General features: G+C 71.2%; 16 protein-coding genes and 1 pseudogene. 11 read left to right on the forward strand and 6 right to left on the reverse strand.

All coding sequences use genetic code 11. The annotated features are described in order from the left end of the window. From ABDW21_RS04425 to ABDW21_RS04435, 3 genes and pseudogenes are all read left to right on the forward strand, one after another. Positions 1–380 (forward strand): annotated as a pseudogene (locus ABDW21_RS04425) (universal stress protein); the annotation flags it as partial. An 18-nt stretch (positions 381–398) separates the two neighbouring features. Beyond that, positions 399–1049, forward strand: a complete 651-nt coding sequence (locus ABDW21_RS04430; RefSeq protein WP_343599159.1) for a response regulator transcription factor — start codon at positions 399–401, stop codon at positions 1047–1049. A gap of 8 nt (positions 1050–1057) precedes the next feature. Then, the gene (locus tag ABDW21_RS04435) at positions 1058–2770 is read left to right on the forward strand and encodes a GAF domain-containing protein (RefSeq protein WP_343599160.1); all 1713 of its coding nucleotides are present in this window, start codon (positions 1058–1060) and stop codon (positions 2768–2770) included. On the opposite strand, the gene ABDW21_RS04440 is transcribed toward ABDW21_RS04435, so the two are convergent. Continuing rightward, on the reverse strand, positions 2756–3763 hold the full coding sequence (locus tag ABDW21_RS04440) for an NAD(P)H nitroreductase (protein WP_343710101.1): 1008 nt from the start codon (positions 3761–3763) through the stop codon (positions 2756–2758). The genes ABDW21_RS04435 and ABDW21_RS04440 overlap by 15 nt on opposite strands. Positions 3764–3878: 115 nt before the next feature. After that, positions 3879–4595: a helix-turn-helix domain-containing protein gene (locus tag ABDW21_RS04445; RefSeq protein WP_343710102.1), complete on the reverse strand. Its 717-nt coding sequence runs from the start codon at positions 4593–4595 to the stop codon at positions 3879–3881. Between the two features lie 153 nt (positions 4596–4748). Here ABDW21_RS04445 and ABDW21_RS04450 point away from each other — a divergent pair, with 153 nt between their 5' ends. Next, positions 4749–6167 (forward strand): acyl-CoA synthetase, encoded by a 1419-nt coding sequence (locus ABDW21_RS04450; RefSeq protein WP_343710103.1) that lies wholly within the window; start codon positions 4749–4751, stop codon positions 6165–6167. A 112-nt stretch (positions 6168–6279) separates the two neighbouring features. Here the strand turns inward: ABDW21_RS04450 and ABDW21_RS04455 are convergent, their stop codons facing one another. After that, positions 6280–7536, reverse strand: coding sequence for a sulfite oxidase (locus ABDW21_RS04455; protein WP_343710104.1), 1257 nt, complete (start codon positions 7534–7536; stop codon positions 6280–6282). Between the two features lie 101 nt (positions 7537–7637). Further along, positions 7638–7775, reverse strand: a complete 138-nt coding sequence (locus tag ABDW21_RS04460) for a hypothetical protein (protein WP_343710105.1) — start codon at positions 7773–7775, stop codon at positions 7638–7640. A gap of 200 nt (positions 7776–7975) precedes the next feature. On the opposite strand from ABDW21_RS04460, the gene ABDW21_RS04465 reads away from it, so the two are divergent. Next, on the forward strand, positions 7976–8254 hold the full coding sequence (locus ABDW21_RS04465) for a hypothetical protein (RefSeq protein ID WP_343599167.1): 279 nt from the start codon (positions 7976–7978) through the stop codon (positions 8252–8254). Next, complete coding sequence (locus ABDW21_RS04470; protein ID WP_343710106.1) at positions 8251–8529, forward strand: type II toxin-antitoxin system RelE/ParE family toxin; 279 nt, start codon at positions 8251–8253, stop codon at positions 8527–8529. Before ABDW21_RS04465 ends, ABDW21_RS04470 begins: the two co-directional genes overlap by 4 nt. Positions 8530–8866: 337 nt before the next feature. Here ABDW21_RS04470 and dapD read toward each other — a convergent pair whose 3' ends face one another. After that, positions 8867–9811 carry a 2,3,4,5-tetrahydropyridine-2,6-dicarboxylate N-succinyltransferase gene (dapD, locus tag ABDW21_RS04475; RefSeq protein ID WP_343710107.1) on the reverse strand — a complete coding sequence of 315 codons (945 nt, stop codon included), beginning with the start codon at positions 9809–9811 and terminating at the stop codon, positions 8867–8869. A 49-nt stretch (positions 9812–9860) separates the two neighbouring features. Between dapD and dapE the strand changes: the two genes are divergently transcribed. Next, complete coding sequence (gene dapE / locus ABDW21_RS04480; RefSeq protein ID WP_343710108.1) at positions 9861–10934, forward strand: succinyl-diaminopimelate desuccinylase; 1074 nt, start codon at positions 9861–9863, stop codon at positions 10932–10934. On the opposite strand, the gene ABDW21_RS04485 is transcribed toward dapE, so the two are convergent. Beyond that, on the reverse strand, positions 10919–13180 hold the full coding sequence (locus tag ABDW21_RS04485) for an AAA family ATPase (RefSeq protein ID WP_343710109.1): 2262 nt from the start codon (positions 13178–13180) through the stop codon (positions 10919–10921). The two genes, dapE and ABDW21_RS04485, sit on opposite strands and share 16 nt — an antisense overlap. Positions 13181–13264: 84 nt before the next feature. Here ABDW21_RS04485 and ABDW21_RS04490 point away from each other — a divergent pair, with 84 nt between their 5' ends. From ABDW21_RS04490 to ABDW21_RS04505, 4 genes are all read left to right on the forward strand, one after another. Beyond that, positions 13265–13822: a TIGR00730 family Rossman fold protein gene (locus tag ABDW21_RS04490; RefSeq protein ID WP_343710110.1), complete on the forward strand. Its 558-nt coding sequence runs from the start codon at positions 13265–13267 to the stop codon at positions 13820–13822. Between the two features lie 78 nt (positions 13823–13900). Further along, entirely contained in the window at positions 13901–15682 is a 1782-nt protein-coding gene (fadD6, locus tag ABDW21_RS04495; protein WP_343599179.1) for a long-chain-acyl-CoA synthetase FadD6, read from the forward strand. Between the two features lie 345 nt (positions 15683–16027). Beyond that, on the forward strand, positions 16028–16903 hold the full coding sequence (gene folP, locus ABDW21_RS04500; protein ID WP_343710111.1) for a dihydropteroate synthase: 876 nt from the start codon (positions 16028–16030) through the stop codon (positions 16901–16903). Next, positions 16900–17865 (forward strand): glucosyl-3-phosphoglycerate synthase, encoded by a 966-nt coding sequence (locus ABDW21_RS04505; RefSeq protein WP_343710112.1) that lies wholly within the window; start codon positions 16900–16902, stop codon positions 17863–17865. Before folP ends, ABDW21_RS04505 begins: the two co-directional genes overlap by 4 nt. The last annotated feature ends 76 nt before the right edge of the window (positions 17866–17941 follow it).

The following is a 17941-nucleotide window of genomic DNA, read 5'->3' on the forward strand; positions in this document are numbered from 1 at the left end:
GGCCGGCAAAAGCCCGCGCGGTCGTCGCCGACGTGGACAATGAGATGGACAATGAGATGGTGCTGCGACACGCCTTCGAGGAGGCCAGGCTGCGGGCCGCGCCGCTGCGGGCCCTCGCCTGCTGGCATGCGGTCCCCGCCGACGACGCCGCCGCGGTGGAGGGGCTGGCGAACGCGCAGCTGCGCCGGCGGCTCACCGGCTGGACACGCCGGTATCCCGACGTGCGGGTCGAGCCGGTCACCGTGCGCGGCGGCCCGCGTCGGTATCTGGCCGAGCACGCGGCGTCGGTCGAGGTGTTCGTGACGGGCGCGGGCCGCGGCGAGCTCGGGACGGAGCCCGCCGACTGCTCGGTGCTGTTCGTGCCCGGCAGCCGCTTGTAGGTCAGGAGGGCAGAGGAGGTGGTGAGGGTCTTTCTGGTCGACGACCACGAGGTGGTGCGGCGCGGCCTGATCGACCTGCTGGCAGCCGATCCCGACCTCGACGTCGTCGGCGAAGCGGGTTCGGTCGCCCAGGCGATGGCCAGGATTCCGGCGGCGCAACCCGACGTCGCGGTGCTCGACGTCCGGCTTCCCGACGGCAACGGCATCGAGTTGTGCCGGGACTTGCTGTCGGCCATGCCCGACCTGCGCTGCCTGATCCTGACGTCCTACACCTCCGATCAGGCGATGCTCGACGCGATCCTGGCCGGCGCCAGCGGCTACGTCGTCAAGGACATCAAGGGCATGGAGCTGGCGCGCGCCGTCAAGGACGTCGGCGCGGGGCGGTCTCTGCTGGACAACCGGGCGGCGGCCGCGCTGATGGCCAAACTGCGGGACACCGCCGCGACGCCGGACCCGTTGTCGGGACTGACCGAGCAGGAACGCACCCTGCTGGGCCTGCTGGCCGAGGGCCTGACCAACAAGCAGATCGCCGACCGGATGTTCCTGGCCGAAAAGACGGTCAAGAACTACGTGTCGCGGTTGCTGGCCAAGCTGGGCATGCAACGCCGCACGCAAGCCGCGGTGTTCGCCACCAAGCTGGCGCGCACCCGGCCGCCGGACGACCGGTGACTCCCGGCATGGCCGAACACCCGCCCGCCGCTGCCGGCACTCCGACGTCGTTGCGCGACAAGCTGTCTCAGCTGCGCCTGCGTGAACTTCTGGTGGAGGTGCAGGAGCGGGTCGGGCAGATCGTGGAGGGGCGCGACCGTCTGGAGGGGCTGCTGGAGGCCATGCTGGCGGTCACCTCCGGTCTCGACCTCGACACCACCCTGCGCGCCATCGTGCGCACCGCCACCGACCTGGTCGACGCCCGATACGGCGCCCTGGAGATCCACGACCCGGAGCGCCGCGTCGTCGGCTTCGTCTACGAAGGCATCGACGACGACACGTTCGGTCAAATCGGCCAACTGCCCGAGGGCCGCGGGGTGGTCGGCCTGCTGATCGACGACCCCAGGCCGCTGCGCCTGGACGACATCGCCGACCATCCCGCGTCGGTCGGCTTTCCGCCCAACCACCCCGCAATGCGGACCTTCCTCGGCGTGCCGATCCGCGGCGCCGAGCGGGTGCTGGGCAACCTCTATCTGACCGAGAAGGCCGGCGGGGAACGGTTCAGCGAAGACGACGAGGTGCTGATGCAGGCGCTGGCCGCGGCGGCCGGCATCGCGATCGAGAACGCGCGGCTGTACCAGCAGGCCACAGTCCGCCAGTCCTGGATCGAGGCCACCCGCGACGTCGCCACCGAACTGCTGTCCGGCACCGACCCGGCGACGGTGTTTCGGGTCATCACCGACAAAGCGCTCACCCTGACCGCGGCGGACGCCGCGCTGGTGGCTGTGCCCGCCGACGAGGACCAGCCGGCCTCCGGCGAGCTGGTGGTGATCGAGACGGCCGGGCAGGCGGTGAAATCCGTTGCCGGCCAGAGTATTTGCGTTGCGGGGACACCGGTCGGACAGGTGCTGGACGGCCGGGCGCCACAGCGGCACCAACACCTGGAGCTGGACTTCGTCGACGGAGCGCGACCGGCGCTGATCCTGCCGTTGCGCGCGGCCGGCGCCGTCGCCGGCGTCGTCGTGGTCCTGGGGCATCACCGAGCCCCGCCGTTCAGCGCGGAACAGCTGGACATGATGGCCAGCTTCGCCGACCAGGCCACGGTGGCCTGGCAACTGGCCACCTCGCAGCGCCGGATGCGGGAACTCGACGTGCTCACCGATCGGGATCGGATCGCCCGGGATCTGCACGACCACGTCATACAGCAACTGTTCGCGGTCGGGCTCGCACTGCAGGGCGCCATCCCGCGGGCCCGCTATCCCGAAGTGCGGCAACGTCTTTCCAACGCCGTGGACGATCTGCAGGCCGTCATCCAGGAGATCCGGAGCACCATCTTCGATCTGCACGCATCGTCGTACGGCATCACCCGGCTGCGCCAGCGAATCGACGAGGTGGTGGCTCAGTTCGCCGGCGCCGGCCCCCACATCACCGTCCACGTCGACGGGCCGCTGTCGGTGGTCGACGCGGAGCTGGCCGACGACGTGGAGGCGGTCGTGCGCGAAGGGGTCAGCAACGCGGTCCGGCACGCGGACGCGACGGCGCTGACGGTGCGGGTGACGGTGGCCGACGACGTGCGCGTCGACGTCGCCGACGACGGCCGTGGAATACCCGAGGACGTCACCGGCAGCGGGTTGACCAACCTGCGGGTGCGCGCGGAGCGCGCCGGCGGCGCGTTCGCGACCGAACGCCTGCCCGAAGGCGGCACGCTGCTGAGCTGGTCGGCACCGTTAGCGGGGCGGTGACGCGGCGCGTTCACGGCCGGCCGGCCATGTCACGACGTCGCCGAGTTCGCGCCGCGGAGTGGCGGGCAGCGGATCGGCGTTGACCGGCGCCCAGCCCACCCTCAGCAGCATCTGCGGATATCCGCTGTCCCCGAACACTTCAGCGCGCACCGCGTCGCGGGTGCCGCGGACCTCCAACGGTTCGGTGACGGGGCAGCTGGCCAAACCCAGCGACGTTGCGGTCAGCAACACCACGCTGGTGGCCTCGCCCGCGCGCAGCCGGGCCATCCGGTCGTCGGTCTCGGTGCCCAGCGCCAGCACCACGGCGTTGTCCTCGGTTGCGGACGCGCCGAGTGGCTGGGCCAGCACCGCACCGGCGAAGGCGCGGGCAGGTATCGCCGCGGCGGGGTCGGGTGCCGGCGTGCTGCGCGCCGGCACCCCGGCCACCGACCGGTACCGCCCGCTCCAGGCGGTGAGCTCGGTCAGGTATCGCCGGTCGGTGGCGTGCTGCAGAACGCTCTGCGTCACAATCGTTTTCAGCCTGTCCAAGGGGTCGACGCGACGCAGCATCACACCGCTGCGGGCGGCGCGGGCGCCCATCAGAACGATGTCTCCGGGCGGTACCGGCCACCGGCTGTAGATGCGCCGGTCGGTTCGGCGTCGCGGTATCGCAGCGGCCAGCGTGACGTCGACCGGGTCGACATCGCAGGCGCGCAGCCGAATCGCGGCCAGATGACCCGGGTGGTCCGGCTCGGGCAGCCGATGCACGCTGGCCCGCCAGCCCATCGCCGCCAACCCGACCACGCAATGGTTCAGCGCCGCACCGCAACTCACGATCAAGTCCCGGCCGTCGGGATCGGTTCCGGGAAGCCGCAGGCTCGCGTCGAGGTAGAGATGCACCGCCTCGTCGGCGACCCGCCAGCGCCACGGCTGCGAGTTGTAGATGGACGGGGCCCGGGTGGCCAGCGTCAGCACCGTGCGGATCGTGTCGTCGTCGGGCCAGCAGGCGTTCATCGGTCGCGGCGTCTTTCCCCTCGGAATCGTTGACACCCCCAGGGTCCCGCGCCGGCGCCGGACCGAAAAGGGCACGAAGCCATCACCGGCGAAGGACTTTCGGCCGGAGGCGGCCTCAGTCGCCGGCGATCACCCGGGCGACGCAGAGGTGAGGCTCGACGAACGGCGCCAGCTCGGCTCGCACCCCCGGCGCGCCGGCCCGCGCGCGGGTGGCCGAAGTCAGCAGGCCTTCGAACAGGCCCAGGTGCAGGGCGCACGCCACCTCCGGATGCGCGTGAGCCAGTTCGCGCACCGGGCAGGAACGCAGGTTGATGGTGCGGCTGGTGGTCCCGGTGGCCGTCGGTTCGGCGGGGACGAGTTGCGGGCTGAACCCCATCCGCGCGAACACCGCCACCGTATGCCTCGCGCCGCGATCGACGTGTGCGTCCGGCCCGGCGTCGTCGTGGCGTGCGGCGGGGGGTCGCACCTGCCCGGCCCCCGAAAATCGCGCCGCCCACCGCCGCCCGGCGCGCTCGGCGCGCCGCCGCCGCTTGTCGGCGGTGTTGCCGAGTTCGGTCGCGAGGATCTCCGCGAGGCTGCGGTAGTCCAGCTCGCCCTGAACGGCGACATAGCCGGTGCGTGGGCGGCCGACGCCGGAGCGGGCGATGCGGGTTCGCGCGACGAGTCCGCGTTCGCAGAGCGTGTCGAGGTGAAAGCGCGTCGTGGTCACGTGCAAACCGAGCCGCGCCGCGAGCTCGGTGGCGTCCACCGGCCCGTCGTGGTCACGGATCAGGTGCAGCACCCGTTGACGTTGCGCGCCATGCGGCCTGCTGTGCGGCCGGTGGGTACTCACGTGGACGCCTTTCGTCGATACCTTTTTAACAGAGATTACTGCGCGAAACGATTGCGGTGAACCATTCCCCCGAACCACCCGGCGCGCGACGGCCGCGTCCGGGACGCCGACCGATCCGGGTAGGCCGCCGCCGCGCCCGGTAGCCTCGCTCACATGCTGCTGACCTCGCTGAATCCCGGCGCGGCCGGCGCTCGGCGCGACATCGCCGACGCGGTCCGCATCGGAGAGGTCACGCTCAGTCGCAGCGCCCTCGCCGGTGCGGCGACGGCGGTGGCCGAACGCGCGGCCGGCGCGGATCGTGTCGCCGTGCTGGCCACGCCGACGGCGCCGACCGTGTTGGCCGTCACCGGCTGTCTTCTCGCCGGGGTCCCGGTGGTTCCGGTGCCCGCCGACGTCGGGCAGACCGAGCGGCGGCACATCCTCGCCGACTCCGGCGCGCAGGCCTGGCTGGGCCCGCTGCCCGGCGACCCGCAGGGCCTGCCGCACATCCCGGTGCGGCTGCACGCCCGGTCGTGGCATTCCCATTCCGAGCCGTCCGAGGACGTTACCGCGCTGATCATCTACACCTCGGGCACCACCGGCCCGCCCAAGGGGGTTGCGCTCAGCCGGCGGGCGATAGCCGCCGACCTGGACGCACTGGCGCAGGCCTGGCAGTGGACGCCCGACGACACCCTGGTGCACGGACTTCCACTGTCCCACGTCCACGGCCTGGTGTTGGGGCTGCTGGGCTCGCTGCGCGTGGGAAATCGCTTCGTGCACACCGGGAAACCGACGCCCGCCGGCTACGCGCAGGCCTGTTCGCACGCGGGCGGGACGCTGTATTTCGGTGTGCCGACCGTGTGGTCGCGGGTGGCGGCCGACGCGGCGGCCGCCGACGCGCTCAGACCGGCGCGGCTGCTGGTGTCCGGCAGCGCCGCGCTGCCGGTGCCGGTGTTCGAGCAGCTGGTCGCGCGCACCGGACATGCCCCGGTCGAACGGTACGGCTGTACTGAATCGCTGATCACGCTGTCCACCCGCGCCGACGGCGAGCGCCGCCCCGGGTGGGTGGGCCTACCGCTGGCCGGGGTGCGGACGCGCCTGGTCGACGACGCCGGCGACCTGGTGCCGCAGGACGGCGAAACCATTGGGCGCCTGCAGGTTCGGGGCCCCACCCTGTTCGACGGCTACTTGAATCGCCCGGACGCGACCGCGGCCGCGTTCGACGCCGACGGCTGGTACCGCACCGGCGACGTGGCGGTCGTCGACGGCGACGGCATGCACCGCATCGTCGGCCGTGAGTCAGTCGACCTGATCAAGTCGGGCGGCTACCGGGTCGGCGCCGGCGAGATCGAGGCGGTGCTGCTCGGCCACCCGGATGTGGCCGAAGCGGCGGTCGTCGGGCTGCCCGACGCGGACCTGGGCCAGCGGATCGTGGCCTACGTCGTCGGGCAGGCCGAGCCACAGACGCTGATCGACTATGTGGCCCAACAACTTTCGGTGCACAAGCGCCCGCGTGAGGTGAGGGTCGTGGATGGGTTGCCACGCAACGCGATGGGCAAGGTGCTCAAGAAGCAGCTGCTCGAACAGGGATAGCCCGGATTATGCACCACCTCGGGTTTGATGCGCGCCAACGGCTGGCACGGGGCGACCCGCCGCAAGACCGCGGGACGCTGTGTTCCCGATGTATTTTGCGGGCTGTCTGTGCTCAGAGCGAGGGGAACTGCACCGGCATCTTGAGGGTGTTGCCCGTCGTCAGGGTGCCCTTGGGGTACACGTTCACGTCGACGCACTGCGGCTTGGTGTTGTCCATCGCGTAGTAGTCGTGCCTGAAGTCGTCGGGTTTGGACATGTTGCCCCGCTCGTCCTTGGCGCGGCACCGCAGCAGGTATTCACCCGGGGTGACGTTCTCCCAGGTGAACGACCAGCCGACCCAGGCCCACTTGCCGAACGGTTTGTCGAGCTTGGCCGGCGACCAGGTGTTTCCGCCGTCAAGGCTGACCTCCACCTCCGTTACGCGAAGTCCGCCGGCCCAGGCGCGGCCACGCAACTCGACGGCATCCGTCTCCTCCAGGTGGCGGATACGGCATAAGAAGTCGGGGATGCCGGGTGGAATCATCATCGCCCGGACCTGTGAGAAGGTGGCTGGAATGCGGTTGGGGTCGCTGTCGCTTTCGGCGTAGCTGTACCACTTCATCTGGTTTTTGGTGAGCCGCCAGTCGATCGCCTCGATCGAGTCGATCCATTTGACGTTGGCCATCCCCAGCCAGCCCGGAACCAGCAGCCGCAGCGGAAATCCGTGCTGCGGCGGCAACGGCTGGCCGTTGATCTCGTAGCACAGCAGAACATCGTTGGCGGGGTCCATCGCGTAGTCGACGGTCAGGCTGCGCTGAAAGTGCTGCACTTCGGCCCCGTCCGGCGGGCCCTGGATGCCCTTGTCTTTCCCGGTGAACAGAATCTCCACCGCGTCGTCTTGCAGGCCGGCCTGCTCGAGCACCCCGCGCAGCGGCGTGCCCGTCCACTCGGCGGTGCCGATCGCGTCGTGGTTCCACGGCACGTGTGCCCACAGCCGCCAGCGCTGGCTGGCTCGACCGTTGCCGCAGCATTCCATCGTGGCCGGGATGGTGACCTTCGGCAGGCCGCGGATGGAGTCCATGTCCAGGGTCAGCTTGTTGTTCACCAGGCCGTCGACCTTGAGCTGATAGGTCTTCTCGTCGAGCTGGGGGATGTCGTAGTGGATCAGCAGGTAATGCATCCCGATCGGGGTGATCGGGTAGGCCAGGCCCTCCAGCTGCATGCCATGGCAGCGGCTTTTGCCGACGACCTCCATCGCGGTGAAGTTGTCCAGACGATCGGTGTGCAGGGCGTCCCGGTATGCGGGCACGTCGGCCTGCATGTCCACGTCCAGGGTGAACCGCTGGGCATTGGCGGTCGGATAGGTGGCTTTTGAGGTCTCCAAGGTCATGATCTCCTTCGTGGCTGGTTCCAGATCGGTGTCGCCCTCACCCTGATCAGCCCGAAATGCCGCGACGATTTCGGCAAGGCCACCAGACAGCAGGATAGCCCTCAGTTGGCGTGCAGGTCGGCGTTGAGCGCGATGCCCTGAGCGTAGCGGGACACCACCTCGACCGCGCCGGTCACTGAATTGCGACGAAATAGCAGGACGAAATAGCAGAATGTCGCGCAGAGGCGGGCACGGCGCACATCGCCTCCCGCAGAGGCCGGTGGTGCTGATGAGGGGCGAAGTGCACTACCAATCCTTCCGTGGAATTCGTCGAACACCTCACGCCGGTGCTGCGCTGGCGAGTCAAACCATTCCGAACCTCACGGCGTTCGAGGGGTGCTGACGGTTGATCCCAGCGCCATGTTGGCGAATCTGGCGTAATTGGCGCATACTGGCGCACATGAGTGTCGACCCGCGCGAATTGTCGGTCAGCCAGGCCCGGGATCATTTCTCCGAGGCGGTAAACCGGGCGAGCTATGCCGGTGAGGTCACCTACATCACCCGGGGGCGGGGCCGTCATCGCGCCGCGGCGATCGTGCCTGCCGCGCTGATCGAAGAGTATGAGGCGCTGCTCGACCAGCAGGACGGCCGGGTGGCGCGGCAACGCCTGGCCGACCTGGAGGCGGGCAGAACTTCGTCGGTGCCGGCTGACGATGCTGTTCGGATGCTCGGGCTGTGAGCCCGGCTCATCACGAGTACACCGTTGAGTACGACCCAAAGGCCATCAAAGAACTGTCCAAGCTGGACAAGCCGGTCGTCCGTCGCGTTGTGAAGGCGGTCGACGCGCTGGCCACAGATCCTCGGCCAGCGGGCTGTCGAGAGTTGACCGGCTACTCGGGTCTGTGGCGGATCCGCGTCGGTAACTACCGGGTCGTCTACACGATCAAGGACGCCGAGTTGATAGTGCTCGCGCTCCGTGTCGCGCACCGAAGCCGCGCATACCGGCAGTTGTGACGCTACTGAAATAACAAGGCTGCGGTGACTGGGCAGCCCGTCCCAGAGCAGAATGATGTGGGCGCCCTCGCCGAGCAAGGTGTGCCGTTGGCGCGGGAAATCGATGAAGGTCTCGGTGTTGCCGGCGCCGGGCTGGTTGGCGAACGCCAGCTCGGCCGCCGAGCGGTCGGGCCGATAGCACAGCGCGGCCGACATGCTCATCCGCTTCCAGTTGAACTTGTGCGCCAACACCGGGGTTTGGCCCGTGGGCGCGCAGGTGGCGCACACCACCGGGGGAGGTCCAGCCACCCAACCGCGGGCACACCGGTAACCAAGTGCGCATCAAACCCGGGGCGATTCAGTTGGCGTGCAGGTCGGCGTTGAGCGCGATGCCCTCAGCGTCGCGGGACACCACCTCGACCGCGCCGGTCACCGAATTGCGACGGAACAGCAGATTGTCGCGCCCGGACAGCTCGCGAGCCTTGACGGTCTCGCCGTCGCCCAGCACGACCTTGGTGCCGGCGGTGACGTACAGGCCGGCCTCGACGACGCAGTCGTCGCCCAGGCAGATCCCCAGCCCTGCGTTGGCGCCCAGCAGGCAGCGTTTGCCGACCGAAATCACCTCGGTGCCGCCGCCGGACAGCGTGCCCATGATCGACGCGCCGCCGCCGATGTCGGAGCCGTCGCCGACCACCACACCCGCCGAGATGCGGCCCTCGACCATCGACGCGCCCAGGGTGCCGGCGTTGTAGTTGACGAAACCCTCGTGCATCACCGTGGTGCCCGGCGCCAGGTGCGCGCCGAGGCGCACCCGGTCGGCGTCGGCGATGCGCACCCCGGACGGCAACACGTAGTCGACCATCCGGGGGAACTTGTCCACGCCGTACACCGTGACCGGTCCGCGGCGGCGCAGCTGCGCCCGCACCGTCTCGAAACCGTCGATCGCACACGGCCCGTGGTTGGTCCACACCACGTTGGTCAACACCGCGAACAAGCCGTCGGCGTTGAGCCCGTGCGGCGCGACCAGCCGGTGTGAGAGCAGGTGCAGCCGCAGGTAGGCGTCGTAGGCGTCGGCGGCCCGGGCGTCCAGCGCGGCGATCACGGTGCGCACGGCGACGGTCTGCACGCCGCGGTCGTCGTCACGGCCCGTCAGGGCGGCCAGCTCGTCGGGAACGTCGGCCGCCGCCAGCCGGACCGTGCCGCTCTGACCCGACTCGACCAGTTCCGGTGCGGGAAACCAGGTGTCGAGTACCGATCCGTCGGCGGCGAGCGTGGCCAGCGCGATACCCGATGCTCCGCTCACCCGGCCAACGCTACCAACGCTCCCAACGGCACCGACTACCCTGGGATCCGTGCTGGACCTGCGCGGCGACCCGATCGAGCTGGCCGCGGCGCTGGTCGACATTCCCAGCGAGTCACGGCACGAGACGCGGATCGCCGACGAGGTGGAGGCCGCGCTGCGGGCCCAGACCCCGCAGTCTTCGGGGTTCGAGATCGTCCGCAACGGCAACGCCGTACTGGCGCGCACAGCGCTGGGCCGGCCGTCGAGGGTGCTGCTGGCCGGGCACCTGGACACCGTCCCGATCGCCGACAACGTCCCGGGCCGCCGGGACGGCGACCTGCTGCACGGCTGCGGGTCGGTCGACATGAAGTCCGGTGACGCCGTGTTCCTGCACCTGGCCTGCACTGTCGCCCAACCCGCCCACGACCTGACCCTGGTGTTCTACGACTGCGAGGAAATCGACTCGGCGGCAAACGGGTTGGGCCGCATCGAGCGTGAGCTGCCGGAGTGGCTGGCCGCCGACGTGGCGATCCTCGGGGAGCCCACCGGCGGCTACATCGAAGCCGGCTGTCAGGGCACGCTGCGCGCCGTCGTCCACGCGACCGGCGTCAGAGCACATTCGGCTCGGCCATGGTTGGGCGACAACGCCATTCACAAACTGGGCGCTGTGCTGGACCGGCTGGGCGACTACCGGGCCCGCAGTGTGCAGATCGACGGCTGCACCTACCGCGAGGGCCTGTCGGCGGTGCGCGTCGACGGCGGGGTGGCCGGCAACGTCGTGCCCGACGCGGCGTCGGTGACGGTGAACTTGCGCTTCGCGCCCGACCGCACGCCCGACGCCGCGCTGAGCCACGTGCACGAGGTGTTCGACGGGCTGGACGTGCGGATCGAGCAGACCGACCTCGCCGCCGGCGCGCTGCCGGGGCTGTCCAAGCCGGCCGCCCGGGCGCTGGTCGAAGCCGCCGGCGGGCAGGTCCGTGCCAAATACGGCTGGACCGACGTGGCGCGGTTCGCCGCCCGGGGCGTGCCGGCGGTCAACTACGGGCCGGGCGACCCCAACCTGGCGCACCGGAGCGACGAGCGGGTGCCGGTCGACCAGATCACCGCCGCGGTCGCCCTGCTGCGGCGCTACCTGACCGGCTGACCGCGCTCCGCCTGCGCGGCGGCGTCGCGGGCCGCCGGGTTCAGGCCCCGATCGGCCAGGTCGGCGGCCACGTCGGCCAGCGCGGCCGGGTCCGCGGCCGCCAGCGCTCGGGCGTGTGCCACCGTCAGCCGGCCGAGCACGCAGTCGACCTCCACCGACAGCCGCTCGGCCCGGAACACGGCGCGCGTGTCGCCCAGCCGCGCCGAATCCTGCAGCGCGCGCAGCGCGATCGCCGACTGGCCGCCGCGCTCGGCGGCCTGCACCGCCATACGGGCTGCGTCGATGGCGCCGGTGGTGTCGCCGCGGGCCGCTTTCGACCATGCCCTGGCCAGCTCGAGCTCCGGCCCGAACAGCGCCGACTTCAGGCCGTGCCGAGACTCGGCGCGGCCGAAAACCTTGGCCGCCCGCAGTTGGTCGCCCTGCTGACCCAGCGCCTGGGCCAGCAGCATCAACGACAGCGGGCCCCACGAATAGCCTGTCCGGGCCAGCGGGTCGGCGGCCCGCTCCAGCAGCGTCACGGCGGCGTCGAAGTCGCCCTGCGCGATCGCCACGTATCCCACCAACGTGTCGCCGATCGCCCGGCCCGGCTGTTGCAGCTCGGCGAAGTCGGTGTAGCGCTGCGCCACCGAGCGTGCCTCGGCCAGCCGGCCCGCCATCATCAGCGCCGTAACCCGCCCGAAACCGCTGGTGAACCGCAACAGTCCCGGATGCTCCCCGGCCAGCGCCCGCGCGGCCAGCGCCTCCACGTCGTCGAAGGCGCCGGTGCGGGCCGCGCTCAGCGCCGCCGTCGACGCGGCCCAGCCCACCGCCACCTCGTCGGCGTGCGGAAGCGTCAGCACCTCGCCGGTGATCCGCAACGCGCGCAGCGGCGTGCCGGCGTTCATCGCAAAGGTGGCGGCCAGCGCGTCGATTCTGGTCTGCGACGCCGGCGCGGCGAGCCGGCCGCGGATGGCCTGCAGGAACGCGGTCGCCCGCTCGGGCTCGTCGAGAATCCAGAACTGGTTGGCCGCCCGTGGCAGCGCCCAGGCCAGCAACTCGGTCTCCGACAGGTCGTCGGGATCCACCGCGGCCAGCGCCGCACCGGCCCCGCGGCCGCGGCCCTGCCAGGCCAGCGCATAGGCCAACGCCAGCCGCGCCGCCAGTCCGCCGGACCGTTGCAGCGCGGCCCGTGCCAGCTCTTCGGCCAGTGTCAGCCCGCCCAGCCGCAGCGCCTGCTGCGCGGCGGCCTCCAGCTCGCCGGCCTGCACCGGCGCGTCGGTGTCGACGGACAGCATGCCCAGCCGCAGCGCGTCGCCGACGTGGTCGGCGGGCCGGCGGGACAGCTGCCCGACAACCGCGGTGCGCAGCGCCCGCGCTCGCTCGGCGTTCAGCGCCGCCCGCGCGCGCTGGCTGTAGAGCGGATGAGCCGCGTAGACCATGTCGTCGTCGGCCCTGATCGCTGCGGCGGCCCGCGCGCCGGCGAGGGCCTGGTCGCCGGCCAGCGCGGCCAGGTCTTCGCGGCGCAGCGGCTCGGCGACCGCGAGGTGGTCCAGCACGGCGCGGACCGGCGCCGACAGGCCGCTCAGGTAGCCGTCGACCAGCCCGGACAGCGACGCGGCGGTGTTGACGGGGCCGCCGTCGACGGCGCCGCCTTCGACGAGGAGCCGCAGATACAGCGGGTTGCCCCGGCTGCGCCGATACAGCTCGTCCAGGGCGGCCGGCGACAGGTCTGCAACCGATGCCAGCACCGCCGTTGTCCGCGCCTTGTCCAGCGGCCCGACGTCGATGCCGTCGAGCAGGTCGTCAGCGCACAACGCCGTCACCGCCTCGGGCAGTGCCGCCTCCGCGCGGACCGTGACCAGCAGCCGCACCGAGCCGCTCAGCGCCAGCTGGTAGACCAGGGTGGCCGACAAGCTGTCCAGGTGGTGCGCGTCGTCCACCACCAGCAGCACGTCGTCAGCCCCACCGATCAGGCAGTCCTGCGCGGCGCGCAGCAGCTCGGCGGGCCGCTCGGGTGCGGCCACGTCGACGAGGCGGTCGAAGGCGCCGAAGGGCAGCAGCCGTTCCGGCGCGGTGGCCGTCACCCAGCGGACTACCGCCGAGGGGCGGCGCGCGACGAACCGCGCGGCGGCGAGCCGGGCCGTCGTCGTCGTGCCGACGCCGTCGGGGCCGGCCAGCATCGCACCGGACCGCGTCGGATCGTCGAGGGCGGCGGCCACCCGGTCGAGCCCGGTTTCGTCCGGCACGGCAACCCACCCATTCGGCACCGCCGGATTTTATGACCTGCGATGCACGCGGCATGGCGATAGGGCGAAATGCGCACGGCGGCAGGGCTGGTCTACCTTTCGGATGTGCCACCGACTTCGCGCGACGAGTGGGCGGTGTGCGTGTACTGCGCGTCCGGGCCGAGTCACCCGGGGCTGCTGGCGTTGGCCGGCGAGGTCGGCGGGGCCATCGCCGACCGCGGCTGGACGCTGGTGTGGGGCGGCGGCCACGTCTCGGCGATGGGCGCGCTGGCCGCGGCGGCGCGGGCCCGCGGCGGGCGGACCGTCGGGGTGATCCCCACGCTGCTGGTGGACCGCGAGCTCGCCGACACCGACGCCGACGAGCTGATCGTCACCGCCACCATGCGTGAGCGCAAGCAGGTCATGGAGGACCGCGCCGACGCGTTTCTGGCCCTGCCCGGCGGCATCGGCACGCTGGAGGAGCTGTTCGAGACGTGGACCGCCGGCTATCTCGGGGCCCACGACAAGCCGGTGGTGATGCTCGATCCGGGCGGGCACTTCGACGGGCTGCGGGCCTGGCTGGCCGGGCTGGTCGGCAGCGGCTACGTCACGCAGGCCGCGCTGGACCGGCTGGTGGTTGTCGACGAGGTGAGCGCCGCGCTGGCGGCGTGTGCGCCCGGCTGAGCAGGACCGGCACGCCGGGATAGGCTGGCCGCCAACTGCGGTCCTGTGATTCGGCGGTCCAGCGAAATGAGGCAACCAGTGTCCGACCACGGCGCCAGCGCCCGCACGTCGGTGGGGTTGGCCGACATCGCCTCCGGGGTGCCGGGGGTCTTGGCCGACATGCCGGTCGTCATCCGCGGGGCGCTCACCGGGCTGCTGGCACGGCCCACGTCCAAGACGTCGATCGGCACCGTGTTCCAGCAGCGGGCGGCCCGCGTCGGGAACCGGGTCTTCCTGCGGTTCGGCGACGAGCAGCTGACATATCGGGAGGCCAATGCGACCGCCAACCGATATGCCGCGGTGTTGGCCGCACGCGGCGTCGGCCGCGGTGACGTCGTCGCAATCATGCTGCGCAACTCTCCCGACGCGGTGCTGACGATGCTGGCCGCCGTCAAATGCGGCGCGGTCGCCGGGATGGTCAACTACCACCAGCGCGGCGAGGTGCTGGCGCACAGCCTGGGCTTGCTGAACGCCGCAGCGCTGGTCGTCGAGCCCGACCTGCTCCCTGCTGTGGAGGACTGCGGCGAGTCCGGTGCCGAGCCGCTGACCGTCGACGAGCTGACACGGTTGTCCGCCAGCGCGCCGAGCGTAGATCCGCCGTCGGCGTCGGCGGTGCTCGCCGGGGACACCGCGTTCTACATCTTCACCTCCGGCACCACCGGATTCCCCAAGGCCAGCGTGATGACGCACCAGCGTTGGTTGCGGGCGCTGGCCGTGTTCGGCGGGCTGGGGTTGCGGCTGAGGAGCTCCGACACCCTTTACAGCTGCCTGCCGCTCTACCACAACAACGCGCTGACGGTCGCGCTCGGAGCGGTGCTCACCTCGGGCGCGACGCTGGCGCTGGGCCGCTCGTTTTCGGCGTCGCGGTTCTGGGACGAGGTGATCGCCGCCGACGCGACGGCGGTCATCTACATCGGCGAGGTGTGCCGGTACCTGCTCAACCAGCCGCCCAAGCCGACCGACCGGGCGCACCGGGTGCGGGTAGCCGCCGGCAACGGGCTGCGGCCGGAAATCTGGGACGAGTTCACCCAGCGGTTCGGCATTGCGCGGGTGTGTGAGTTCTACGCGGCCAGCGAGGGCAACTCGGCGTTCATCAACGTCTTCAACGTGCCCAAGACGACGGGTGTCGCTCCCATGCCGCTGGCGTACGCGCAGTACGACCCCGACACCGGCGCCCCGCTTCGCGGCGAGGACGGCCGGGTGCGCCGGGTGCCGCCCGGTCAGCCCGGCCTGCTGCTCAGCCCGGTCAACAAGATGCAGCCCTTCGACGGCTACACGGAGTCCGCCGCGACCGAAAAGAAGTTGGTGCGCAACGCTTTCCGCGAGGGTGACTGCTGGTTCAACTCCGGCGACGTGATGCGCCCGCAGGGCCTGGGACACGCCGCGTTCGTCGACCGGCTCGGCGACACCTTCCGCTGGAAGGGCGAAAACGTGGCCACCACCCAAGTGGAGGCCGCGGTGGCCGCGGACCAGTCCGTCGCAGAGTGCGCGGTCTACGGCGTGGAGATCCCCCGCACCGGCGGCCGGGCCGGCATGGCCGCGGTGACGCTGCGCGAGGGCGCCGCGTTCGACGGACAGCGGCTGGCCCGCGTGGTCTACCAGCGGCTGCCGGTGTACGCGGTGCCGTTGTTCGTGCGGGTGGTTGATTCGATGGCGCTCACCACGACCTTCAAGAGCCGCAAGGTGGAGCTGCGCGAGCAGGCCTATGGTGCCGGCGTCACCGACCCGCTGTACGTGCTGGCCGGCCGGGACGACGGCTACCTGCCGTTTTACGACGCCTACCCCGACGAGGTCGCGGCCGGCACGCGGCCGCAGAGCTGACGGCCCGGGGGAGCGTGCCGGCCCGTCGGGCGACCCCGGTATGCGACCGCATGGCCAGACCACTTTGTGTGCTGATGCTACCAGTCAGTCACATGCTCATCGGGAGCCACACCAGCACCGTCAGCTGGGCATGACGTGCTGCGGGGAAGTGATGCCGTATGCGATATCACTCGAGTTGCGATCCGGCAGTGATATCGCCTGCGATATCGACTTGCGCAAGGTGCTAATCCCTCGCGCAGCGACTGAAGGGGCTGGTGAGCCGGGTGAGGCTGCCTCTGCGCGGGCCGGCCTGCGCGATTGCGCCCTGAGCGCAGTCCGGATGGCGGCGACGGGCACCATAGAAGGATGCAGTCCACCCTGTGCGGCCGCCCGGTCGCAGCCGATCGCCCGCTGATCATGGCGATCCTCAACCGCACCCCGGATTCGTTCTACGACCGCGGCGCCACCTTCGGCGACGAGCCGGCCAGGACCGCCGCGCACCGGGCCATCGCCGACGGCGCCGACGTCGTCGACGTGGGCGGCGTCAAGGCGGGGCCGGGGCAGGACGTCGACACCGACACCGAGATCGCCCGCGTGGTGCCGTTTGTCGAGTGGCTGCGTGACGCCTACCCCGACCAGGTGATCAGCGTCGACACCTGGCGCTCGGAGGTGGCACGAGCGGCCTGCAAAGCGGGTGCGGACCTGATCAACGACAGCTGGGGCGGCGTCGACCCCGAGCTGGTCGAGGCGGCGGCTGAATTCGGGGCGGGCTTGGTGTGCTCGCACACCGGCGGCGCGACGCCGCGCACCCGTCCGTTTCGGGTCAGCTACGGCACGACGACCCGCGGCGTGGTCGACGACGTGGTCCGCGAGGTCACCGCAGCGGCGGAACGAGCCGTCGCGGCCGGGGTGCCCGCCGACCGCGTGCTGGTTGACCCGACTCACGATTTCGGCAAGAACACGTTCCACGGCCTGGCGTTATTGCGCCATCTGGAAGATCTTGTCAACACCGGGTGGCCGGTGTTGATGGCTCTGAGCAACAAGGACTTCATCGGCGAGACTCTGGGAGTGGATCTGACCGAACGGCTGGAGGGAACGTTGGCGGCGACCGCGCTGGCGGCGGCCGCTGGGGCGCGCATGTTCCGGGTGCACGAAGTCGCGCCGACGCGCAGGGTCCTGGAAATGGTGGCGTCGATCCAGGGGACCCGGCGACCGACGCGCACGGTGAGAGGATTGGCATGACCGCATCGGATCTGGTCGCCGGTGATGACACCCTCGCCGGGCTGCCCGGCGACACCTGGATGCCCGACCGCAGCTGGGCCGGCCCGCGGACGGTCGAGCAACTGGTGGCCGACAAGGCGGGACGAACGATCTCGGTGGTGTTGCCGGCGCTCGACGAGGAAGACACCATCGCGTCGGTGATCGACAGCATCTCGCCGCTCGTCGGTGGCCTGGTCGACGAGCTGATCGTGCTGGACTCGGGTTCCACCGACGACACCGAGATCCGGGCCATCGCCGCCGGCGCCCGCGTCGTCACCCGCGAACAGGCGTTGCCCGACGTGCAGCCGCGGCCCGGCAAAGGCGAGGTGCTGTGGCGCGCGCTGGCGGCCGCCGGCGGCGACATCGTGGTGTTCGTCGACTCCGACCTGATCGACCCGCACCCCATGTTCGTGCCGTGGCTGGTCGGCCCGCTGCTCGCCGGCGACGGCATCCACCTCGTCAAGAGCTTCTACCGACGGCCCCTGAACGGGGGTGACGGGCAGGGCACCGAGGCCGCCACCGGCGGCGGTCGGGTCACCGAGCTGGTGGCGCGGCCGTTGCTCGCGGCGCTGCGCCCCGAGCTGGGCTGCGTGCTGCAACCGCTGGGCGGCGAGTACGCGGCCACCCGGGAGCTGCTGATGTCGCTGCCGTTCGCGCCCGGCTACGGCGTGGAGATCGGCCTGCTGGTCGACACCTACGACCGGCTGGGGCTGGGCGCGATCGCGCAGGTCAACCTGGGTGTCCGGGCGCACCGCAACCGGCCGCTGGCCGAGCTGGGCCCGATGAGCCGCCAGGTCGTCGCGACCTTGCTGTCGCGCTGCGGCATCGGCGACTCCGGGGCGGGCTTGACCCAGTTCTTCGTCGACGGCGACAGGTACACGCCGCGCACCTCGACGGTGTCGCTGGCCGACCGTCCGCCGATGAACGCGGTGCGGCCGCGCTGACCGTGGCGATCGCCAGCGCGGCGGAGCCGGGCGCAGCGGGTCGCCACCGCTGACACCGTGGCGATCGCCAGCGCGG

The sequence above is a fragment of the Mycobacterium sp. genome (assembly GCF_039583805.1).
In the GTDB taxonomy this organism is placed as follows: Bacteria; Actinomycetota; Actinomycetes; order Mycobacteriales; family Mycobacteriaceae; genus Mycobacterium.

Coding starts and splice junctions, on each gene's coding strand:
- ABDW21_RS04505 (WP_343710112.1), top strand. CDS start 16,900: ATGACCGCATCGGATCTGGTCGCCGGTGATGACACCCTCGCCGGGCTG.
- folP (WP_343710111.1), top strand. CDS start 16,028: ATGCAGTCCACCCTGTGCGGCCGCCCGGTCGCAGCCGATCGCCCGCTG.
- ABDW21_RS04440 (WP_343710101.1), bottom strand. CDS start 3,763: ATGAACGCCTGCTGGCCCGACGACGACACGATCCGCACGGTGCTGACG.
- ABDW21_RS04465 (WP_343599167.1), top strand. CDS start 7,976: ATGAGTGTCGACCCGCGCGAATTGTCGGTCAGCCAGGCCCGGGATCAT.
- ABDW21_RS04450 (WP_343710103.1), top strand. CDS start 4,749: ATGCTGCTGACCTCGCTGAATCCCGGCGCGGCCGGCGCTCGGCGCGAC.
- ABDW21_RS04455 (WP_343710104.1), bottom strand. CDS start 7,536: ATGACCTTGGAGACCTCAAAAGCCACCTATCCGACCGCCAATGCCCAG.
- ABDW21_RS04435 (WP_343599160.1), top strand. CDS start 1,058: ATGGCCGAACACCCGCCCGCCGCTGCCGGCACTCCGACGTCGTTGCGC.